Origin of the sequence: Paenirhodobacter huangdaonensis (assembly GCF_004022465.1) — a bacterium.
GTDB lineage: Bacteria > Pseudomonadota > Alphaproteobacteria > Rhodobacterales > Rhodobacteraceae > Rhodobacter > Rhodobacter huangdaonensis.
On sequence record NZ_SAVA01000003.1, the window covers coordinates 78883 to 100357 of the forward strand.

The 21475-nt window shown below is 69.8% G+C and carries 19 protein-coding genes; 9 read left to right on the forward strand and 10 right to left on the reverse strand.

Annotated elements, in window-relative coordinates:
• The first annotated feature begins 33 nt into the window (after positions 1-33).
• The 3 genes from EOW66_RS05915 to EOW66_RS05925 all read left to right on the forward strand — a co-directional run bounded on the left by EOW66_RS05915 (position 34) and on the right by EOW66_RS05925 (position 2583).
• On the forward strand, positions 34-822 hold the full coding sequence (locus EOW66_RS05915) for an ABC transporter ATP-binding protein (RefSeq protein WP_128155520.1): 789 nt from the start codon (positions 34-36) through the stop codon (positions 820-822).
• Positions 822-1586 (forward strand): ABC transporter permease, encoded by a 765-nt coding sequence (locus tag EOW66_RS05920; RefSeq protein ID WP_113899578.1) that lies wholly within the window; start codon positions 822-824, stop codon positions 1584-1586. The genes EOW66_RS05915 and EOW66_RS05920 overlap by 1 nt, the downstream gene beginning before the upstream one ends.
• A 160-nt stretch (positions 1587-1746) precedes the next feature.
• Positions 1747-2583 carry a DMT family transporter gene (locus EOW66_RS05925; protein WP_128155521.1) on the forward strand — a complete coding sequence of 279 codons (837 nt, stop codon included), beginning with the start codon at positions 1747-1749 and terminating at the stop codon, positions 2581-2583.
• On the opposite strand, the gene EOW66_RS05930 is transcribed toward EOW66_RS05925, so the two are convergent.
• The 4 genes from EOW66_RS05930 to fsa form a co-directional block, all read right to left on the reverse strand.
• Positions 2580-3278: a CDP-alcohol phosphatidyltransferase family protein gene (locus EOW66_RS05930; RefSeq protein ID WP_128155522.1), complete on the reverse strand. Its 699-nt coding sequence runs from the start codon at positions 3276-3278 to the stop codon at positions 2580-2582. The genes EOW66_RS05925 and EOW66_RS05930 overlap by 4 nt on opposite strands.
• An 85-nt stretch (positions 3279-3363) precedes the next feature.
• Positions 3364-4290 (reverse strand): tyrosine recombinase XerC, encoded by a 927-nt coding sequence (locus tag EOW66_RS05935; RefSeq protein ID WP_128155523.1) that lies wholly within the window; start codon positions 4288-4290, stop codon positions 3364-3366.
• Positions 4287-4991 (reverse strand): DUF484 family protein, encoded by a 705-nt coding sequence (locus EOW66_RS05940; protein ID WP_128155524.1) that lies wholly within the window; start codon positions 4989-4991, stop codon positions 4287-4289. The genes EOW66_RS05935 and EOW66_RS05940 overlap by 4 nt, the downstream gene beginning before the upstream one ends.
• Before the next feature lie 151 nt (positions 4992-5142).
• Positions 5143-5796, reverse strand: a complete 654-nt coding sequence (fsa, locus tag EOW66_RS05945) for a fructose-6-phosphate aldolase (RefSeq protein WP_128155525.1) — start codon at positions 5794-5796, stop codon at positions 5143-5145.
• Between the two features lie 206 nt (positions 5797-6002).
• On the opposite strand from fsa, the gene EOW66_RS05950 reads away from it, so the two are divergent.
• The 4 genes from EOW66_RS05950 (at position 6003) to EOW66_RS05965 (ending at position 11013) form a co-directional block, all read left to right on the forward strand.
• Entirely contained in the window at positions 6003-8192 is a 2190-nt protein-coding gene (locus EOW66_RS05950) for a primosomal protein N' (protein WP_128155526.1), read from the forward strand.
• 113 nt (positions 8193-8305) lie between these two features.
• The gene (locus tag EOW66_RS05955) at positions 8306-8929 is read left to right on the forward strand and encodes a GcrA family cell cycle regulator (protein ID WP_128155527.1); all 624 of its coding nucleotides are present in this window, start codon (positions 8306-8308) and stop codon (positions 8927-8929) included.
• A gap of 94 nt (positions 8930-9023) precedes the next feature.
• Complete coding sequence (gene rimO, locus EOW66_RS05960) at positions 9024-10430, forward strand: 30S ribosomal protein S12 methylthiotransferase RimO (protein ID WP_128155528.1); 1407 nt, start codon at positions 9024-9026, stop codon at positions 10428-10430.
• A 97-nt stretch (positions 10431-10527) separates the two neighbouring features.
• Complete coding sequence (locus EOW66_RS05965) at positions 10528-11013, forward strand: CAP domain-containing protein (RefSeq protein WP_128155529.1); 486 nt, start codon at positions 10528-10530, stop codon at positions 11011-11013.
• A gap of 60 nt (positions 11014-11073) precedes the next feature.
• Here EOW66_RS05965 and EOW66_RS05970 read toward each other — a convergent pair whose 3' ends face one another.
• Positions 11074-11490 carry a hypothetical protein gene (locus EOW66_RS05970; protein ID WP_128155530.1) on the reverse strand — a complete coding sequence of 139 codons (417 nt, stop codon included), beginning with the start codon at positions 11488-11490 and terminating at the stop codon, positions 11074-11076.
• Between the two features lie 100 nt (positions 11491-11590).
• Positions 11591-12007 (reverse strand): hypothetical protein, encoded by a 417-nt coding sequence (locus EOW66_RS05975; RefSeq protein ID WP_128155531.1) that lies wholly within the window; start codon positions 12005-12007, stop codon positions 11591-11593.
• Positions 12008-12264: 257 nt separating this feature from the next.
• On the opposite strand from EOW66_RS05975, the gene ettA reads away from it, so the two are divergent.
• On the forward strand, positions 12265-13920 hold the full coding sequence (gene ettA / locus EOW66_RS05980; RefSeq protein WP_128155532.1) for an energy-dependent translational throttle protein EttA: 1656 nt from the start codon (positions 12265-12267) through the stop codon (positions 13918-13920).
• A gap of 75 nt (positions 13921-13995) precedes the next feature.
• Complete coding sequence (locus EOW66_RS05985; RefSeq protein WP_128155533.1) at positions 13996-14610, forward strand: type VI secretion system-associated protein TagO; 615 nt, start codon at positions 13996-13998, stop codon at positions 14608-14610.
• A gap of 74 nt (positions 14611-14684) precedes the next feature.
• Here EOW66_RS05985 and EOW66_RS05990 read toward each other — a convergent pair whose 3' ends face one another.
• The 4 genes from EOW66_RS05990 to EOW66_RS06005 are packed head-to-tail and all read right to left on the reverse strand — an operon-like array spanning position 14685 to position 21425.
• Positions 14685-16778 carry a hypothetical protein gene (locus tag EOW66_RS05990; protein ID WP_128155534.1) on the reverse strand — a complete coding sequence of 698 codons (2094 nt, stop codon included), beginning with the start codon at positions 16776-16778 and terminating at the stop codon, positions 14685-14687.
• The gene (locus EOW66_RS05995) at positions 16775-19513 is read right to left on the reverse strand and encodes a DUF4159 domain-containing protein (protein ID WP_128155535.1); all 2739 of its coding nucleotides are present in this window, start codon (positions 19511-19513) and stop codon (positions 16775-16777) included. Before EOW66_RS05995 ends, EOW66_RS05990 begins: the two co-directional genes overlap by 4 nt.
• Positions 19510-20421: a DUF58 domain-containing protein gene (locus tag EOW66_RS06000; RefSeq protein ID WP_239017519.1), complete on the reverse strand. Its 912-nt coding sequence runs from the start codon at positions 20419-20421 to the stop codon at positions 19510-19512. The genes EOW66_RS05995 and EOW66_RS06000 overlap by 4 nt, the downstream gene beginning before the upstream one ends.
• Positions 20418-21425 carry an AAA family ATPase gene (locus EOW66_RS06005; protein WP_128155536.1) on the reverse strand — a complete coding sequence of 336 codons (1008 nt, stop codon included), beginning with the start codon at positions 21423-21425 and terminating at the stop codon, positions 20418-20420. The genes EOW66_RS06000 and EOW66_RS06005 overlap by 4 nt, the downstream gene beginning before the upstream one ends.
• Between the last annotated feature and the right edge of the window lie 50 nt (positions 21426-21475).

Genomic DNA, 21475 nt, shown 5'->3' on the forward strand with positions numbered 1-21475 from the left:
CTTCGGGCCCCCGTCCTCGCGCAAGGTGGGACCATGCAGAAATTCATCGACATCCGCGGCGTGAAACACGCCTACAAGACGAAGAACGGCCCGCTGCCGGTTCTCGACGGGCTCGACGTGGGCGTGGGCGAGGGCGAGTTCTGCGCCGTCGTCGGCCCCTCGGGCTGCGGCAAGTCCACGCTGACCCGGCTCGTCTCGGGGCTGATGCGGCCCGACGAGGGCGCGGTGATCCTCGACGGGCAGGAGGTATCGAGCCCGCGCAAGACCGTGGGCATGGCGTTCCAGAACCCGGTGATGCTCGAATGGCGCACGATCCTCGAGAACGTGATGCTGCCGCTCGAGATCGTCGCCCCGGGCATGGGGCGCGCCGAGAAGGAGGCCCGCGCCACCCATCTGCTCGAGATGGTCGGGCTGAAGGGCTTCGAGAAGAAGCGCCCCTCGGAGCTTTCGGGCGGCATGCGCCAGCGCGCCTCGCTGTGCCGCGCGATCGTGCACAAGCCGCAGGTGCTGATCATGGACGAGCCCTTCGGCGCGCTCGACAACTTCACCCGCGAGGACCTGTGGCAGACGATGCGCGACCTGCGCGCGGCCGAGCCCTTCACCTGCGTGCTCATCACCCATGACCTGCGCGAAAGCGTGTTCCTCGGCGATCAGGTGATCGTGCTTTCGGGCCGCCCGGCAAAGACGCAATACGTGCTCGAGGTCGATCTGCCGGCCGACCGCACGATCGACATCCTCTATGAACCGAAGGCGGTCGCGATGCTGCACCTTCTGCGCGAGCAGATCCGCATCGCCCAGGGCCGCGACGGAGACCTGCACTGATGGACCGCGCGCAAAAAATCCTCGTGCCGCTTGCGGCGATCGTGATCTTCCTCGTGCTGTGGGAGTTCGTCGTCTGGGTGAACGGCTGGCCCGATTACAAGATGGCCGCGCCCTCGGACCTGCCGCCGGCGTTCTGGAAGTTCCACACTCTGTTCCTGACGATGGGCTGGCAGACGCTGTGGCGCACCGTGCTGGGGCTCGGCCTCGCCGTCGTCTTCGGCACCTTCCTCGGCATGGTGATGGGCTTTTCGAAGATCGCCCGCGACGGGCTCTATCCCCTGCTCGTCGGCTTCAACGCGATCCCGAAGGCGACGCTCGTGCCGGTGATCGCGCTGATCTTCATCGGCCAGCACGATTTCAACACCGTGCTGATGGCCTTCCTGATCTCGTTCTTCCCGATCGCGGTCTCGGTCGGCATCGGGCTCAGCACACTCGAACCCGAATACCGCGACATCCTCGCCGCGCTCGGCGCCTCGAAATTCACGATCTTTCGGAAAATCGCCCTGCCGAAGACCCTGCCCGAGTTCTTCGGTGCGCTGAAGGTCGCGGTGACGCTCGCCTTCATCGGCACCAACCTCGTCGAGATCGTCAGCCCGCATGGCAAGGGGCTCGGCGCGCTGTTCCTGTCGGGGCAGACGAACTCCGACTATCCGCTGATGTTCGCGGTGCTGATCGCCCTCGCGATCCTCGGCATCGTGCTCTACTACGCCGTCGTCGCGCTCGAGAAGATCTTCGCCGGCTGGGCCGAGCGCAGCCCGGGCTGAGGAGGCGCCCGTTGCGCGTCCAATCGCCCGAAATATCCCGGGGGTGAGGCCGAAGGCCGAGGGGGCAGCGCCCCCTCCCTGCCCCGCCGCCAGAGCCCAGCTTGCAAGGCCGCGCCGCCCGCGCTAGGGGCAGGGATCTGCCCCGGCACCAAGGTGTGCAATGTCCCTGCCGATCTTCTTCGCGGTGCTGGCCGCGGCCCTCCTGCATGCGCTCTGGAATGCCCTCGTCCGCCTCGGCGGCTCGAAGATCCGGGCAATGGCGATGCTGTCGCTCGCCGAAGTGGGGGTGGGGCTTGCGATCGTGCTCTCCCGCCCGCTCCCCGCCGCCGCGGCCTGGCCCTGGCTGATCGCCTCCTGCGCGCTGCAGGTCGCCTACAAGACCTTCCTCGCCCATGCCTACGAGGCCGGCGATCTCAGCCGGGTCTATCCGATCTCGCGCGGCACCGCGCCGATGCTGGTGGCGATCGTCTCGGCGCTGTTCGCGATCGACCCGATCGCGCCTGCGGGCTACCTCGGCGTCGCCGTGCTCGCCTCGGGGATCCTCTTCATGACACATGGTGTCTTCACCGATGGCGAAAGCCGCCGCCTCCTGCCCTTCGCCCTCGGCGCCGCGCTCTCGACGGCCAGCTATACTCTCGTCGACGGCATCGGCGCGCGGGTCTCGGGCGATGCGGCGGGCTATGTCGGCTGGCTGATGATGGGCAGCGGGCTCATCTTCGCCCTGGCGGCCCCGGTCTGGCGCGGCCCGGCGATGCTGCGGGGCTCGGCGCGCGACTGGCTCTTCGCCGCGCTCGGCGCCGCGGCCTCCTACGGCGCCTATGCGATCTCGATCTGGGCGATGACCCGCGCCCCGATCGCCCTCGTCGCGGTGCTGCGCGAGACCTCGATCCTCTTCGCGGTGCTGATCGGCTGGCTCGTCTTCCACGAACGGATGACGCGGACGAAGGCGGTGGCGGCGGCGCTGATCGTGACCGGCGTGGTGCTGACCCGGCTCTAGGCGGCGCGGCGCTCGGGCACGATCTGCTGCACGATGCCGACGAAGAGCAGATAGAGCGAGGTCACCACCAGCCCCCAATGCGCCCAGCTGAGCGGGTGGAAATGCACCACCGCCGCCCAGGCCGCGAACACCGTCCAGGCGAGCGACATCGGCAGCGACAGCGCGCGCCAGCGCCTGGTGCGGGTCGGGTGGATGAATTTCAGCGGGAAGAACATCGCCACCGCCAGCACCAGCACCACGCCGAGGATGACCCAGTAATCGGGTTTCAGCGCGAACAGCACCAGCACCACCATGTTCCAGCACGCCGGAAAGCCCGAGAAGGAATTGTCCTTCGTCTTCATCCGGGTATCGGCGAAATAGATGACGCTCGCATAGGTGATCGCGATGATCGCGAGCCAGCCGGTCCAGCCCGGCAGCAGGCCGGACTTGAACAGCGCATAGGCCGGCACGAAGACATAGGTCAGATAATCGACGATCAGGTCCATCAGCACGCCGTCATAGGTCGGGCAGTTGTGCTTGACGTCGTAATGGCGGGCGAGCGGCCCGTCGATGCCGTCGACGACGAGCGCGACGACCAGCCACAGGAACATCAGCGACCACTTCTGCTCGACGGCGGCCAGCATGGCAAGCATCGACAGCACGGCGCCGGTGGCGGTGAGCAGATGCACGGAAAGGGCTTTGATACGGAGGGTCATGGGGTCTTCCTGCCGCAATCGGGCCAAAGGCGCAAGCGCCGCCGCACCGCCTCCCGCCAATTGCCGCAACCGTTGCCACCCGCCCTCAGGCACGGGGATGGGCGGCCTGATAGACCTGCATCAGCCGCGCCGTATCGACCGCGGTATAGACCTGCGTCGTGGCGAGGCTCGCATGGCCCAGAAGCTCCTGGATCGCGCGCAGATCGCCGCCCGCCGCCAGCAGATGGGTGGCAAAGCTGTGGCGCAGCGCATGCGGCGTCGCCGTCGCCGGCAGGCCAAGCGCGTTGCGGGCGAGCTCCATCGCCTTCTCGATCTGGCGCGGGTTCAGCGCGCCGCCGCGCACGCCGCGAAAAAGCGGCGCCCCGGCCTCGGCCGGCCAGGGGCAAAGCCGGACATAGCCGGCCACCGCCTCGCGCGCGGCGGGCAGCACCGGCACCAGCCGCTCCTTGTCGCCCTTGCCGCGGATGCGCAGCACCTCGGGCAGCGGATGGGCGGCGCCGGTCAGCCCCAGCGCCTCCGAGATCCGCAGCCCGCAGCCGTAAAGCAGCGTCACCACCGCCGCGTCGCGCGCCGCTACCCAGGGCTCCATCGCCTGCAGCTCGACCTGCTCGATCACCGCCTTCGCGGCATCGACGGCAAGCGGTCGCGGCAGCTTGCGGCTGTATTTCGGCGCCCGCGCGGCCAGCACATGGGTGGCGTCAAAACCCTCGCGGTCGGACAGCCAGCGGATGAAGCTTTTCACCGAGGACAGTGCCCGGGCGAGCGAGCGCGCCGAGAGCCCCCTGCCCCGCTCATGCGCCATCCAGGCGCGCATGTCGGACTGTTCCAGCGCGCCAAGCCGGGCCACCCCGAGGCTTTCGCCATGGTGGCCGTGCAGGAACCCGAGGAACCCGGCCACGTCCGTGCGATAGGCGGCAATCGTGTGCTCGGAGGCGCCGTCGAGCGCCCGCATCTGCTCAAGCCAGCGCACCAGCGCATCGCCTGTCGCGGGCGAGAAGCCCGGCTGGGTCATGCCAGCCAGCGGCGCATCGCGCGCTCGAACACCCCGCCGAAGAAGCCCAGAAGGTCGGTGCCCTGCGTCGGCTTGAACTGGTGCGGGTCCTCGGCGCCGAAGACCAGCATCCCGGGCAGCCGCCCCGCGCCCAGATCGAGCGCCAGCGCCGCCTCCGAGCGGATCCAGGCCGCCGCCTCGCCATAGATCGCCTCGGATTGCGGCTGGCACTGGCGCAGCACCACCTGCCGCGGCTGGCCGCCGCGGGCGGGCCGCATGTATTCGGCGACGAAGCCCGGCTCGGCCACGCACAGCACCTCGCCCAGCCGGCGCAGGACCGCATCCTCGCCGCCATGCAGGCTTTCGAGGACAAGCCGCACCGTGTCGACGCGCAGCACCTCGGCGACCTCGGTGGTGAGGTTCTTGAGGAAGGCCTCGAAATCGACGGGATCGAGCAGCGCCAGCACCGCACGGTGGATCTGGTTGGTGCCGGCCAGATTCTCATAGGCCGCGGCGATCACCGAGCGATGCGTGTCCTCGAGCCGGTCGAGCCGGCGCTCGAGCCGCGCCATGGCGACGCCGCGCAGATCGACGATATTCGCCCCCATCGCGCGCTCGTTCGCGGCGACAAGCGCGCGCATCAGGTCGCGGTCCTCGAGGATCACGTCGGGATCGGAAATGATCTTGTCGCGCAGCTGCTGCGCGAATGCGGTATCGCTCATGCCTGTCTCGTGCCCGGTGGTTCGCGGTCTTTTGCGCGATCCTACACGCGATCGTGGTCAATTGCAGGTGAATTCTGCCCGCGGACCACGGCGCCGAAACGAAAACGGCCCGCCGAGACGGCGGGCCGGTGCACGGGATCTGCAGCTCGGATCAGACGATCTTCTGCCCGGTCTTCGCCCAGTCCTTGAGGAACTGATCGAGCCCCTTGTCGGTCAGCACGTGGTTCGCCATCGCCTTGATCACGGCGGGCGGCGCGGTGATCACGTCGGCGCCGATCTTCGCGCATTCGGTGATGTGGTTCACGTTGCGGATCGAGGCGGCCAGGATTTCCGTTTTGTAATCGTAGTTGTCATAGATCGTGCGGATGTCGTCGATCAGCTCGACGCCGTCGAGGTTGATGTCGTCGAGACGGCCGATGAAAGGCGAGATGAAGCTCGCCCCGGCCTTCGCCGCGAGGATCGCCTGCGCGGCCGAGAAGCACAGCGTGACGTTGACCATGTGGCCTTCGGATGCGAAAGCCTTGCAGGCGGTCAGGCCATCCCAGGTGAGCGGCACCTTGATCGCGATGTTGGAGGCGATCTTGGCAAGCTTCAGACCCTCGGTGATCATGTCCTTCGCCTCGGTGGCCACGACCTCGGCCGAGACCGGGCCCGCAACCATGTCGCAGATCTCCTTCGTCACCTCGAGGATGTCGCGGCCCGATTTCAGGATCAGCGAGGGGTTGGTGGTGACACCGTCGACCATGCCGAGATCGTTCAGTTCCTTGATCGCCGCCACATCGGCGGTATCGACGAAGAATTTCATGGGAAGCCTCCAGAGCAGCAATTGCGGGCCAGATAGCGCAAACGCCGGGCTTTGGCGAGAGGGGATCGGGCCGGACAAGACCGGGCAGAGGGGGGCGCTGCCCCCCGGCGGCAAGGCCGCCTCCCCCCGGAGTATTTCGGCCAGGAAAAAGCCCGGGGCCTTTCCTTGGAAAAATACTCCCGCCGGAGGCATCGAAAGTCTGTCGCATGGCTGAGGTCGGGTTTTTTCCGGAAGGCAGCCGCGTCGCGGTGCTGACCGCCGAGCCGATCGGCCGGCCGCTCGACTATCTCGCGCCCGAGGGCGGCTGTTTCCCCGGCGCCTTCGTCGAGGTGCCGCTTGGCCCGCGCAAGGTGATGGGCGTGGTCTGGGGGCCGGGCGACGGGCGCTTCGACGCGGCCCGGCTGCGCGCGGTGGCGCGGGTGCTCGACGTGCCGCCGATGCGCGCCGAGCTGCAGGCCTTCCTGATCCGGATGGGCGCCTATACCATGACCTCGCTGCCGGCGGTACTGCGGCTCGCGACCCGCACGCCGGGCCTCTTCGACGCGCCCGGCGCACGCAAGGTCTATCGCCGCGGTGCGGGCGCGCCCGGCCGGCTGACCGAGGCGCGCGAGCGGGTGCTCGAGGTGCTCGATGCGCATGACGGCGGCGGCTTCTACCTGACCGAGCTCGCGCAGCTGGCGGGTGTCACGCCGCAGGTGGTGAAGGGGCTGGTCGCGACCGGCGCGGTGGCCGAGCTCGAACAGCCGCGCGACCAGCCCTTCCCGCGGCTCGACCCCGCCTTGCCGGGCAAGGTGCTGTCCGAGGATCAGGCAAAGGCGGCCGCGGCGCTGCGCGCCGGCATGGGCGGGTTCGGGGTGACGCTTTTGAAGGGCGTCACCGGCTCGGGCAAGACCGAGGTCTATCTCGAGGCCGTCGCGGCGTGCCTCGCCGCCGGCCGGCAGGCGCTGGTGCTGCTGCCCGAGATCGCGCTGACCACCGAATTCATCGCCCGCGTCGAGGCGCGCTTTGGCGCGCGGCCGGGCGAGTGGCATTCGGGCGCGACACAGGGCGAGCGGCGGCGGCTGTGGCGGATGTGCGCCGAGGGCGGGGTGCAGATCGTGGTCGGCGCGCGCTCGGCGCTGTTCCTGCCGTTCCGCGACCTTGGCCTGATCGTCGTCGACGAGGAGCATGACGGCTCCTACAAGCAGGAAGAAGGCGTGCTTTACAACGCCCGCGACATGGCGGTGTTGCGCGCCTCCTTCGCTTCGGCGCAGGTGGTGCTGGCCTCGGCCACGCCCTCGCTCGAAAGCTGGGTGAATGCGGAAAGCGGCAAATACGCGCGCATTGATCTCGCCGCGCGGTTCGGCGTGTCGGAGCTCCCGGAGATGCGGGCGATCGACCTGCGCGCGGAGCGGATCGAGAGCGCGCACTGGATCTCGCCCACCCTCGTCGGCGAGGTGGTGAAGCGGCTTGGCAGCGGCGAGCAGTCGATGCTGTTTCTGAACCGGCGCGGCTATGCGCCGGTCACCATCTGCCGCGCCTGCGGCCATCAGATCGGCTGCGACCATTGCGACGCGCGGATGGTCGAGCACCGGTTTCTCAAGCGCCTCGTCTGTCACCAGTGCGGCGAGACGAAGCCGATCCCCACCGCCTGCCCGAACTGCGGCGTCGAGGGCAAGCTCGCCCCCGTCGGGCCGGGGGTCGAGCGGCTGGCCGAAGAGGTCGCAGAACGCTTCCCGACGGCGCGGCTTTCGGTGCTGAGCTCGGATCTCTTCGGCTCGGCCCGCGCGCTGAAGGAGGCGATCGCCGACATCGCGGCGGGCGGCGCCGATATCATCATCGGCACGCAGATCGTGGCGAAGGGGCACAACTTCCCGCGGCTGACGCTGGTCGGCGTGATCGACGCGGACCTTGGGCTTCAGGGCTCCGACCTGCGCGCGGCCGAGCACACCTTCCAGCTGATGCGACAGGTGGCGGGGCGCGCGGGGCGGGCGGAAAAGCCCGGCCTTGCGCTGTTGCAGACCTGCCAGCCCGAGCACCCGGTGATCCGCGCGATCCTCGGCGGCGACGAGGAGGCGTTCTGGCGCGCCGAGGCCGCGGCGCGGCGCGCGCAGGGCGTGCCGCCCTTCGGCCGGATGGCCGGGATCATCCTGTCGGGGCCAGAGGTGGCGCCGCTCTTCGAGATCGGCAATGCGCTCGCGCGCGCGCCGGCGCCGCTCGCCCGCATCGGTGCACAGGTCTTCGGCCCGGCGCCCGCGCCGATCGCGCGGGTGCGCGGCCGGCACCGGGTGCGGATGCTGGTGAAGGCCGAGAAGGGCGCGCCGCTGCAGGACGCGCTGCGCGTCTGGCTGCGGCAGGTGAAGCTGCCCGCGCAGGTGCGGCTCGCCATCGACATCGACCCGCAGTCGTTCCTGTGACGCCGCGCGGCCTTGAAATCCGGGGGCGGCGCTTGTATCTCCCCCTGTCCCCACCGTAGAATGGGAAGAACAGCCGGGGCCACTCCCCCGGCAGGACCGATGAAAGGGTGCCCATGTCCTGGACCGATGAACGCGTCGAACTTCTGAAGAAGATGTGGTCCGAGGGTCAGTCCGCGAGCCAGATCGCCAAGGAGCTCGGCGGCGTCACCCGCAACGCCGTGATCGGCAAGGTGCACCGGCTCGGCCTGTCGAACCGTGCCGGCGCGGAAGGCGCCGCGCCCGAGGCCGAGGCCCCCGCGGCGAAACCTGCCGTCGACCCGGCGCCCACGCCCGAACCCGTCGCCACCCGGCCCGAGCCCGCGCCCGAACCCGTGCGTGCCGCCCCCGCGCAGCCGGTGCGCCCCGCCGCCGCGCCGCGCCCCGAGCCCGTCGCCGCGGTCGCGACGCCCGCGATGCGCAAGCCCGTGGTGCCCGCCGGCCAGCCGCTGCCGCCGCAGCCCTCGCTGAACGAGATCAGCCCCGAGACCCTCGCCTCGGTGCGCGAGGTCGAGAAGCGGTCGCGCAAGATCTCGCTGATGGAGCTGACCGAGCGCACCTGCAAATGGCCGATCGGCGACCCGGCGACCGACAACTTCTATTTCTGCGGCCTGCCGAGCCAGCCCGGCAAACCCTATTGCGAGGCGCATGTCTCGGTCGCGTTCCAGCCGATGAGCACCCGGCGCGACCGACGGCGGTGAGCGGGCGCGCGGGGCCCTGCCCCGCACCCCGAGGTATTTTCAGCAAGATGAAAGGGCGGGTCGCGCGGCCCGCCTTTGCCGTCGAGAGGGCGAGATGAGCCAGAACCCCCCGAACCTGCGCCCCGATCTGGCGCCGCATCCCCGTTTCGACGAGCCCCGCCGCGAGGGCCAGCCGACGATCGGCATGGTCTCGCTCGGCTGTCCGAAGGCGCTGGTCGACAGCGAGCGGATCCTGACCCGGCTGCGCGCCGAGGGTTATGCGATCTCGCCCGATTACACCGGCGCCGATGCGGTGATCGTCAACACCTGCGGCTTTCTCGACACCGCCAAGGCCGAGAGCCTCGAGGCGATCGGCGAGGCGCTGACGGAAAACGGCAAGGTGATCGTGACCGGCTGCCTGGGCGCCGAGCCCGAGTTCATCACCGGCGTGCACCCCAAGGTGCTGGCAGTGACCGGGCCGCAGCAATACGAGCAGGTTCTGGATGCCGTGCATGGCGCCGTGCCGCCCGCGCCCGATCCGTTCATCGACCTGCTGCCTTCGACCGGGGTCAAGCTGACGCCGCGGCACTACAGCTATCTGAAGATTTCCGAGGGCTGCAACCACGCCTGCAAGTTCTGCATCATCCCCGACATGCGCGGCAAGCTGGTCTCGCGCCCGGCGCATGCGGTGCTGCGCGAGGCCGAGAAGCTGCTCGAGGCCGGGGTGCGCGAGCTGCTGGTGATCTCGCAGGATACCTCGGCCTATGGCCTCGACCGCAAGCATGACCTCAGCCCCTGGAAGGGCGCCGAGGTGCGCGCCCATATCACCGATCTCGCCCGCGAGATGGGCCGGATGGCGCGCGAGGCCGAGGCCTGGGTGCGGCTGCATTACGTCTATCCCTATCCGCATGTGCGTGACCTGATCCCGATCATGGCCGAGACCGGCGCGGGCGGCGGCGTGCTGCCCTATCTCGACATCCCGTTCCAGCACGCCCACCCCGATGTGCTGAAGCGCATGGCGCGGCCCGCCGCCTCGGCGAAGACGCTCGACGAAATCGCCGCCTGGCGCGCCGCCTGCCCCGGGATCGTCCTGCGCTCGACCTTCATCGTCGGCTATCCCGGCGAGACGGAAGCGGAATTCCAGTATCTTCTGGACTGGATGGACGAAGCCCAGCTCGACCGCGTCGGTTGCTTCCAATACGAGAACGTCAAGGGCGCGCGCTCGAACGCGCTGCCCGACCATGTGCCCGAAGAGGTCAAGCAGGACCGCTGGGAGCGCTTCATGGAAAAGGCGCAGGCGATCTCGACGGCGAAGCTCGAGGCGAAGATCGGCTCGCTGCAGCAGGTGATCGTCGACGAGGTGGACGCCGAGGGCGCCACCTGCCGCACCCGCGCCGACGCCCCCGAAATCGACGGCAACCTGTTCATCGATGAAGATTTTGAAGGACTGCAGCCGGGCGACATGCTGACCGTCGAGGTCGAGGACGCCTCGGAATACGATCTCTGGGGGCGGCGGATCTGAGCGGCGGGCGGTTTTTCGCCGCATGCCATGATCGCGCCCGATTTGGGGCGGACAGTGGCCTCCGTTTGCGGCAGGTTCGCCGCAACCGGAGGATGAAATGACCCTGACCCGCCCTGCCCTGCTGCTGCTGTTGTCCCTTGCCGTGCCGCAAACCGCGGGCGCGGTGACCAGCCAGGGCGCCTGCACCGTCTCCGAGCCCGTCGTGTCGCAGATGGCGCAGCTGGTGAATGCCGAGCGTCGGGCAAGCGGCCTGCCGCCGCTGAAGGTCGACGCCAAGCTGAACCGGGCCGCCCAGGCCCACGCCTGCGACATGGCGGCGAAGGGCTATTTCGACCATGTCGAGCCGAATGGGTCGACGCCGAAGGTCCGGGTCAAGCGCGCCGGTTTCCGCACCTGCCTGACCGCCGAGAACATCTCGCTCGACTGGAAAAGCCCGGAACGGGCGATGCAGGCGCTGATGGTCTCGCCCGGGCACCGCGCCAATATCCTGCGCCGCGGGGTGACGGCGCTCGGCATCGGCTATGTGCCGCGGCAGGGCAATGCCGGCCCGTGGTTCGTGCAGGTCTTCGCGAAAGGCTGCTGAGCGGTATGCAAAAGGGCGGCCCGAAGACCGCCCCTGTTGCCTGATCCCTTCCGGGTCGGCTCAGCTGTCACGCCCCATCGCGACCTGCGGGTTCACGATGGTGTTGCGGTTCTGGTGCGAGACGACGAAGTTCACTGTCTGCAGATCGCCGTCGCGCTGCGCCTGCTGCACGCGGATCAGCTCGGCCGTGGTGTATTCGGCCGGGTTCAGACCGACCTGCGCCGCGATCTGCGCCTTGCCGGCGGTGACGGCCGCAGCTTCGGTCGCGCCCACGCGCTTCAGGAAGTAGTCGTAGCTGCTCTGGTCGCCCGCATCGCGCGCGCCGAGCAGCTGGTGCAGCTCCGTCGCGCTGTAGGCGCCGGCATCCACGCCGAGGTAATCGGCGATCTGCTGCAGGCCCGGGTTCACATCGGCCGCCGAGGCCACACCCGCCGAAAGCACCAGCGCAAGCGCCGAATAAGCCATGTTCCGTTTCATCTTTTCTCTCCGTTCATGCGGGGCACCGGGGCGGCCATCGCCGCATCTGCCCGGAACCCGTCAATCCGTGTTGTCATTCCGCCGTCCGTGATCGGCCGGCTTACTTGTCGTGCCCCATCGCGACCTGCGGGTTCACGATGGTGTTGCGGTTCTGGTGCGAGACAACGAAGCTCACCGTCTGCAGATCGGCGTCACGCTGCGCCTGCTGCACGCGGATCAGTTCGGCCGTGGTGTATTCGGCCGGGCTCAGGCCGACCTGCGCCGCGATCTGCGCCTTGCCGGCGGTGACGGCCGCAGCTTCGGTCGCGCCCACCCGCTTCAGGAAGTAGTCGTAGCTGCTCTGGTCGCCCGCATCGCGCGCGCCGAGCAGCTGGTGCAGCTCCGTCGCGCTGTAGGCGCCGGCATCGACGCCGAGGTAATCGGCAATCTGCTGCAGGCCCGGGTTCACATCGGCCGCCGAGGCCACACCCGCCGAAAGCACCAGCGCAAGCGCCGAATAAGCCATGTTCCGTTTCATCTTTTCTCTCCGTATCCTCGACTTTTCAGTCGGTTATCTGTCCGCTTCGGGGTTCCCCGTCGCTGTGAGACTGAGATAGGCCTGTTCGAATAAATTGAAAACGCCCACGAATAAACATGACAATGCGCATTCATGCACAGATCTCGCCCCTTGAAATTTCACCGGGGCAGAAGAGGGGGCGGGGCAGAGGCCCTTCCCTCGGGGGGGTGTTTCGCCTATCTAGCGGAAAACCCGAATTTCCCCGAAAGGTGCGCTGAATGGCCTCGTATCAATACGTCTATCACATGGACGGCGTCTCGAAGACCTATCCGGGCGGCAAGAAATGCTTCGAGAACATCCGCCTGAACTTCCTGCCCGGCGTGAAGATCGGCGTCGTCGGCGTCAACGGCGCCGGTAAGTCGACGCTCCTGAAGATCATGGCCGGCATCGACAAGGACTTCCAGGGCGAGGCCTGGGCCGCCAAGGGCGCCAAGGTCGGCTATCTCGCGCAGGAGCCGCAGCTTGATGACGCCAAGTCCGTGCGCGAGAACGTCATGGAAGGCGTCGCGGAAAAGACCGCCAAGCTCGAACGCTACAACGAGCTGGCGATGAACTACTCGGACGACACCGCCGAGGAGATGGCGCGGCTGCAAGACGAGATCGACGCCGAGAACCTGTGGGATCTCGACAGCCAGGTCGACATCGCGCTCGAGGCGCTGCGCTGCCCGCCCGATGACGCCAATGTCGCCACCCTCTCGGGCGGCGAGCGGCGCCGCGTGGCGCTGTGCAAGCTCCTGCTCGAGGCGCCCGACATGCTGCTCCTCGACGAACCGACCAACCACCTCGATGCGGAAACCATCGCCTGGCTGCAAAAGCACCTGATCGATTACAAGGGCACGATCCTGATCGTCACCCACGACCGCTACTTCCTCGACGACATCACCTCGTGGATTCTCGAGCTCGAGCGCGGCCGCGGCATCCCCTATGAGGGCAACTACTCCGCCTGGCTCGAGCAGAAGGCGAAGCGGCTCGAACAGGAAGCCCGCGAGGACAAGGCCAAGCAGAAGGTCATGGCCAAGGAACTCGAATGGATCCGCGCCGGCGCCAAGGCGCGTCAGGCGAAGTCGAAGGCGCGTATCTCGGCCTATGAGAAGATGGCGGACCAGTCCGAGAAGGAACGGGTCGGCACCGCGCAGATCATCATCCCGAACGGCCCGCGCCTTGGCGGCAAGGTGATCGAGCTCGACGGCATCTCGAAGCATTACGGCGACAAGCAGCTGATCGAGAACCTCTCGTTCTCGATCCCGCCCGGGGCGATCGTCGGTGTGATCGGCCCGAACGGCGCCGGCAAGTCGACGCTGTTCAAGATGATCACCGGCCAGGAGGCGCCCGACGCCGGCACCGTCACCATCGGCGAGACGGTGAAGCTGTCCTATGTCGACCAGTCGCGCGACGCGCTCGACCCGGAGAAGAACGTCTGGGAAGAGATCTCGGGCGGGGCCGAGCTGATCCAGCTCGGCGAAGCCACGGTGAACTCGCGCAGCTATGTCGGCGCGTTCAACTTCAAGGGCTCGGACCAGCAGAAGAAGGTGGGGCTGCTTTCGGGCGGTGAGCGCAACCGCGTGCACATGGCGAAGCTGCTGAAATCGGGCGGCAACGTGCTGCTCCTCGACGAACCGACGAACGACCTCGACGTGGAAACGCTGCAGGCGCTCGAAGCGGCGATCGAGGATTTCGCCGGCTGCGCGATCATCATCTCGCACGACCGCTTCTTCCTCGACCGGCTCTGCACCCACATCCTCGCCTTCGAGGGCGAGGCGCATGTGGAATTCTTCGAAGGCAACTTCGAGGATTACGAGAACGACAAGATCCGCCGCATGGGCCCCGATGCCGCCGAACCGAAGCGGGTGAAATACAAGAAGTTCAGCCGCTGAGCTCTGGCCGCGCCGCGCTTGCGCGGCGTCCGCCCTGCCTCTAGCCTCTGCTCGTTTCACCGAGCAGAGGCTTTCATGTTTTTTCAGCGCATTTCCACAGCCACCTTCGCCCTTTTTTGTCTCGCCCTCCCCGCTCTCGCCGAACAGGACTGCACGGCACTCAGGGACGATGCCGCCCGCCTGTCCTGTTACGACCTGCAAAGCGGCTACAAGCAAATCGACGGTTCAACACCCCCCGGGACCGGCAAGTGGACGGTCCGCATCGAGACGTCACCGATGACGGACCAGACGGATGTCTACCTGCATCTCGAAAGCGAAACCCTCCTGCCTGCACGCTTTGGCTCCGGGAATGCCCCGGCCGATCTTTTCGTGCGATGCCGCGAGAACACGACCTCGGCCTTCTTCGTGTTCAACAATCATTTCATGTCGGACATCCAGGGATACGGGCAGATCGAATACCGCCTCGACAAGAACGCGATGTCAAAGGTCGGCACCGATGCGAGCACCGATAACAAGGCCCTCGGCCTGTGGTCGGGCGCGCGCGCGATCCCCTTCCTCAAATCGCTCTTCGCGCATGATCAGCTGATCGTCCGCGCCACGCCCTACAATGAATCGGCGCTCACCGTCACCTTCGATATCCGCGGGCTCGAGGCCGCCTCGGAAAAGCTCCGCGACGCCTGCAAGTGGTAGGCCCCTGCTTTCTCCTTGCCGAAAATACCTCGGGGTGAGGCCGCAGGCCGAGGGGCAGCGCCCCTTGACCGCGCTCAGCCCCGGCGCCGCCCCCGGCCCTCGGAAAGCCAGGCCGCCACGCTCAGCAGCGCGGCGAGTGCGAGCCAGGCCCAGGCGGGCAGCACCGGGCTCACCCGGATGTCGGCCACCGCCGCCGCACCGCGCGGCGTGATGCCGATCCAGCCGCGCCCGGCCGAGAGCCGCCCTTCGCGCACCGTGCGCACCGCGGGGATGCCGTCTTCGAGCCGGCTCACCCCGCCGCCCGAGGCCTGCACCGCGGCGCTCAGCGGGCCGGCGCTCGCGATCGTGCCCTCGAACTCGCGCGGCGCGGCGGGGCCCAGCGCCACCACCCGCTCGAGATCGCCCTGCTTCAGCCGGTAGAGCCCCGGCCCCGGCGCCTGCCAGCGCGCGCTGAACCGGCCCGGCCCCGCCTCGCTCAGCGCCAGATCCTGCGTCGAGCCATCGGGCAGCGTCACCGTGACCGGCCCCGGCGCCTCCTTCATCGTGCGCCGCGTCACGGTCAGCGACAGGCTGCCCGGCTCGACCTCGGCGATCAGCGCCTCTTCCTCGAGCTCGGGCTCCTTCATCTCCCAATGCGCGATCCGGCGCAGCAGCTCAAGCTGCGGCCCGCCGCCCTCGAAGCCGCGATCCCACAGCCACGGGTGATCCGAGGCGAGCAGCGCCACCCGCCCCTTGCCGGCATGCGCCAGCACCAGCAGCGGCTTGTCCTCTGCGCCCTTCATCACCACCTCGCCGGTGGCGTCGGTCAGCTCGATCTGGCGCAGCCAGCGGCCCCAGTGCTTCGGCCCGGGCTCGCCCTCGGGCGGTGGCGCGCCCTCGAGCCCCGCGGTCACCGGATGGCGCAGGCCAAGCTCGGTCGGGCGCGGCAGATAGGCCTCGGACAGCACCCGCCCGGTCGGCCGCGCCGGCATGATCTCTCCAAGCGGCGTCTGCCACAGGCTCTCGACGGTGGCGAATTCGGGCCCGGCCGAGATCAGCACCGCGCCGCCGCGTTCGACGTAATCGCGGATATTGGCGAAATAGGCGGGCGGCAGGATGCCGCGCTCGCCGTAGCGGTCGAAGATGATCAGGTCGAACTCGTCGATCTTGTCGATGAACAGCTCCTGCGTCGGGAAGGCGATCAGCGACAGTTCCGACACCGGCACGCCGTCCTGCTTCTCGGGCGGGCGCAGGATGGTGAAATGCACGAGGTCAACGCCCGCATCGGATTTCAGCAGGTTGCGCCAGGTGCGCTCGCCCGCGTGCGGCTGGCCCGAGACGAGCAGCACCCGCAGCCGGTCGCGCACGCCGTTGATCTGCACCACCGCGGCGTTGTTGCGCGCGGTCAGCTCGCCCGGCACGGGGGCAAGGCTGAACTGCACGACGTTCTGCCCGCCGTGTTCAAGCGTCAGCGGCAGTTCCAGATCCTGCCCGACCTCGACGCGATAGCTGCGCGCCTCGCCGCCGTCGATGGCGATGGTCAGATCGGCCTCGGTCCCCGCGGCTTTCGGCACCGCGCCCTCGTCGAGCACCTTGAGCCGGATCCGCGTCTCCTCGCCGATGATGCCGAAGGCGGGCGCCGTCTCGATCAGCAGCCGCCGGTCCCAGTCTTTCGCATGGCCGGTCAGCACCAGCTGCAGCGGCGCGGGCAGCGCGGGGGCAAGGTCCGCGTCATGCGCCTGCCCGTCGGTGACGACGATGGCGCCGGCGACGCGGGCGCGCGGCTCGGCCGCCAGCGCCTCGGCGAGCGCCGCGCCGATCTGGGTGCCGGCGTTCTTCGCGCCGTCGGGCACGGTGATCCGGCGCAGCTCGGTGTTGGGCAGGGCCTGCACCTCGGCCGCAAGGCGCGCCACCGCCGCATCGGTCCGCGCCGCACGGTCGGACAGCGTCTGCGAGGCGGTGCGGTCGTCAATCAGCAGCACGATGTCCGAGAGCGGCGTGCGCTCCTCGCGCTGCAGCGAGGGCTGCGCAAGCGCGCCCAGCAGGGCGAGGGCGGCGAGCGCGCGCAGCGCCCAGCCCCGCAGCCCGCGCCACAGCGCCAGCGCCAGCAGCAGCGCCGCCAGCCCCGCGCCGGCGGCGATCACCGCCCAGGGCAGCAGCGGCGCGAAGATCACCGAAAGCCCGCTCATTGCCCCAGCCTTTCCAGCAAAGCCGGCACATGCACCTGGTCGGATTTGTAATTGCCGGTCAGCACATGCATCACCAGGTTCACGCCGAAGCGCCAGGCGATCTCGCGCTGGCGCTCGCCGGCCGAGCCGCGGCCGAGCGGAAACATCGGCTCGCCCACGTCATCGACCGCCCAGGCCGCGGCCCAGTCGTTGCCACCGATCACCACCGGCGTCACGCCGTCGTTCAGGTTGCGAAAGGGCATGCCCTCGGTGGTCTCGGCCTCGGCCGCAGCTTCCACCCAGATCGGCCCGTCATAGCGGCCGGGGAAGGTCTGCAGCAGATAGAAGCTGCGGGTCAGCACATGATCGGCCGGGATCGGTTCGAGCGGCGGGATCTCCAGCGGCGCGGCCAGCGCCTGCAGCCGCCGCCCGGCATCGGTCGCGGTGCCGATGCCGGCCAGATCGGCGTCGCGGGTGTCAAAGAGGATCATCCCGCCGCCGCGCAGGAAGCGGTTGAGTTTCGCATAGGCCGCGGCCGAGGGGGCGGGTTCGTCCGCCGTCACCGGCCAGTAGATCAGGGTGAAGAGCGCCAGATCGTCGGTCTCGAGGTTCAGCTCCATCGGCGCCGAGGGCTCGACCGTGGTGCGCCGGGTCAGCACCTGCGTCAGCCCGCGCAACCCCGCCATCGACACCCGGTCGATCGCCGCATCCCCGGTCGGCACATAGGCCAGAACCACGTTCGAGGCGGCCTCGACCGCGCGCGCGATCGGCATCGCGTCCTCGGCGCGCGCCTGCGGCGCCATGCCAAGGGCCGCCGCCAGAACCAGCACCGCCGTGCCCGCGCGCGGGCCGCGCAGCCGGCCGGCGAGGGCGAGCGAGGCGAGGATGTCAATGAGCAGCGCCAGCAGCGCCGCCGCCAGCAGCGCGCCCTTGAGCGGCATCTGCCGCGGCGCGGCCAGCCCCTCGAGCGTCACGCCGAGCGGCCAGCTGGCCGGCGCCAGAACCCGCCCGCGGGCGAGCGCATCAAGCGCGACACTGCGCGCATCGGCGGCATAGATGCCGGGCGGCAGGTCGGGGCCCGGGATCGCCTCGGCCAGCACCTCGCCCGGCACGCCGGCGGCCGCCTCGGCGGTCTCGATCCGGCCAAAACCATCGAGTCGCTTCACCGGCACCCAGGTGCGGCCGGCAAGGTCGGCGGCGGTGGGGGCGGCAGCGCGGCTCGACACCGCGAGGCGGTCGAGCATCTGCGGGAACAGGCCCGAGAGCGGCAGGTTCGACCAGTCGGCATTTGCGGTGACGTGGAACAGCACCACCTCGCCCGCGCCAAAGGCCGCGCGGGTGACGAGCGGCGTGCCATCGGCAAGCGCGGCGATGGTCCGCCCGGCAAGCTCGGGACCGGGCTCGGCCATCACCTGCTCGCGCACCGTCACATCCTCGGGCACGGCGAGGCCCGCGAAGGGCGAGGCCTCGGGGAAGGGCGCAAGGCGGCGCGGCTCGCCCCAGCTCATCGTGCCCCCGACCGAGCGGCCGCCCTGCCGCAGCCGCACCGGCAGCAGGACATCGCCCGCGGTATCGGCCGCCGCCATGCGCGGGCCGGCAAAGCGGATCAGCAGCCCGCCCTTCTCGACCCAATCAGCGAGCGCGTCGGCCTCGGCGACCTCGCCGACATCGGCCAGAATCACCACGTCGGGATTGGCGACGAGTGCGTCTTCGAGCGTGCCCTCGATCAGATCGGCGGTCGGCGCCAGCGCCTGCTGCAGGTAATGCAGCGGCGACAGCAGCTCGAGCCCCTCGCGCGGCGCGGCGGCGGAAATCAGCGCCACCTTGCGCCGCTTCACCGCGTCATCGGTCAGGCTGACCGCACCGGCGGAACGAATGCCGGCGATCTCGAAGCGGGCGACGCGGTTGCGCAGCTCGGGCGGCAGGTCGAAACGGGCGAGGGCCTCGGTCGCGTTTTGCGGGTGCACCGTCTCACGCGCCAGTTCCCGCTCGATCCCCGCGGGGTCGGGGCCGATCGCGGCGATCTCGTAGTCGCCCGAGACCGGGGTGGCGGACAGAAGCGGCAGCGTGACCACGCGCCCCTCGACCGTCGCAGGCCCAAGCGCCAGCACCGGCGTGCCCGGCTGCCAGACCCGCAGCGCGCCGCGCGCGGTGAGGGCGGCGACCAGCCCGGCGCGCCCGGCACGATCAAGCCCGTCCGAGAGCCACAGCGTGTCGAAGCGCCCGGCGGGCAGGATCTTCGCCGGGTCGAGATCGGGCGAGGGCTCCCAGGGTTTCGGGGCGAGGCCCGGCAGGCCGGCCTCAAGGTCCGCGGCATTGACGAAGGCGGGCGGCGCGGGCGGCGGATCGGCAAGCGAGACGAGCGCCACCGGGCGCCCGGCCGCCGCGGCCTCGGTCAGGGCGCGCGAAAGGCGGTCAAGCCGGCGCGGCCAGTCGCGGGCCGAGGGCCAGCCGCCATCCTCGACGATCAGCAACGGCCCCTGCCCCGGCGCGACCGGCACCGGGTGCAGCACCGGGCCGGCAAAGCCGAGGATCGCCGCGGCCAGCGCCGCCATGCGCAGCGCCAGAAGCCACCAGGGCGTGCGCTCGGCCTGCACCTCCTCGTCGGCAAGGCCCGCCAGCAACGCCACCCCCGGGAAGCGACGGCGCACCGGCGCGGGCGGCGTCGCGCGCAGCAGGAACCACAGGATCGGCAGCGCCGCGAGGCCCAGCAGCAGCCAGGGCGCAGTGAAGCCGAGAGGGCCGAAGACGGTCATCCCCGCCCCCGTTCCAGCGCCGCGTGCAGCCACAGGAGCGCCGCCTCGGGCGGCGTCGCGGTGCGGTGGGTCGAGAATTGCCAGCCCGCCTCGGCCGCCATCCGGGCGAGCCGCTCGCGCCGCTCGGCCAGCCGGGCGCGGTAGCGGGCGCGCAGGTCCGCGGCCTCGCGCGTCTCGTGGCGCAGCCTGCCGCCCATCGATTCGAAGATCGTGCGGCCGTCGAAGGGGAAGTCCTCCTCGGCCGGGTCGAGGATCTGCAGCATCACCCCGGTCACGCCGCGATCGGCAAGCGCGCCAAGCGCCGCGGCAATCGCCCCGATGTCACCGAAGAAATCGGACAGGAACACCGCCCGCCCCTGCGCGGCGATCCCCGCGACCTCGGGCGTGCCGTAATCGGGGCCGGGGGCGGCATCGTCGCCCAGCAGCGCAGCGAGGGTCATCAGCTGCGCGCGGCCCGGGCGCGGCGGGGCGAGCGGGCCGCTGAGCCCCACCCGTTCGCCGCCCCGCACCGCCAGCACGGCGAGCGCCAGAGCGAGCAGCCGGGCGCGCGCGCCCTTCGTCGGGCGTGCGGCCCGCCCCGTGGGGGCCCCGGTGAAGCGCATCGAAGCCGAGCCGTCGACCCAGAGCGACAGCGACTGCGCCAGCTGCCATTCCCGGTCGCGCACGAATTGCGTGTCGGAGCGCGCCGAGCGGCGCCAGTCGACGAAGCGCGCGGCATCGCCCGAATGGGCGGGGCGGTATTGCCAGAACTCCTCGCCCGGGCCGGCGCGGCGCCGGCCGTGGCCGCCCATCTGCACGGTGGCGGCCAGCCGTTCGGCCGCGACCAGAAGTGCGGGCAGCGCGCCCGCCGTCCGCTCCGCCTCGCGGCGCAGTGACAGCGCGGCGATCTCGGGGCCGGGAAGGCTCACGCAGCCGCCTCGATCTCGATTCCGGTCACCTCGGCCGCGACGCGGGCGATCACCTGCGACAGGGTCTCGCCGCGGGCACGGGCGGCAAAGCCGAGCGCCATGCGGTGGCTGAGCACCGGACGGGCGAGCGCCACCACATCCTCGACCGAGGGGGCGAGGCGGCCATTGAGCAGCGCGCGCGCCCGCACCGTCAGCATCAGCGCCTGCGCCGCGCGCGGACCGGGGCCCCAGGCAAGGGCCTCGCGCACCACCGGCAGCGCCTCGGGCTCGCCCGGACGGCAGGCGCGGACGAGATCGAGGATCGCCTCGACCACGCTTTCGCCGACCGGCATCCGCCGCACCAGCGCCTGCGCGGCGATCAGTTCCGCGGCCGAGAAGACGCGGATCGCCTCGGCCTCGGTCGCCCCCGTGGTGGCCAAGAGGATCTCGCGCTCGGTGTCGCGGGTCGGGTATTCGACGTCGACCTGCACGAGGAACCGGTCGAGCTGTGCCTCGGGCAGCGGATAGGTGCCCTCCTGCTCGATCGGGTTCTGCGTCGCGAGCACATGGAAGGGCGGTCCGAGCGGTCGGTGCACGCCCGCGACCGTCACCTCGCGCTCCTGCATCGCCTGCAGCAGCGCCGATTGCGTGCGCGGGCTGGCGCGGTTGATCTCGTCGGCCATCAGGAGCTGACAGAAGACCGGCCCCTCGAGGAAGCGGAAGGCGCGGCTGCCGTCGGGCGCGGTCTCGAGCACTTCGGAGCCGAGGATATCGGCGGGCATCAGGTCTGGGGTGAACTGGATCCGGCCCGGGTTCAGCCCCATCACCGTCGCCAGCGTGTCGACGAGCATGGTCTTGCCGAGCCCCGGCAGGCCGACCAGCAGCGCATGCCCGCCCGACAGCATCGCGGCGAGCACCAGCTCGACCACCCGCTCCTGACCGATGAAGCGGCGGTTGACCGAGGCCCGCGCCGCGCCGAGCCTGGCGCCGAGGCGCTCGATTTCGCTGACGAGGTCTTCGGTCATGACAGTGGCTCCCCTGGGCGTTATGGTCATCTGAACAGATATCCGCCCCC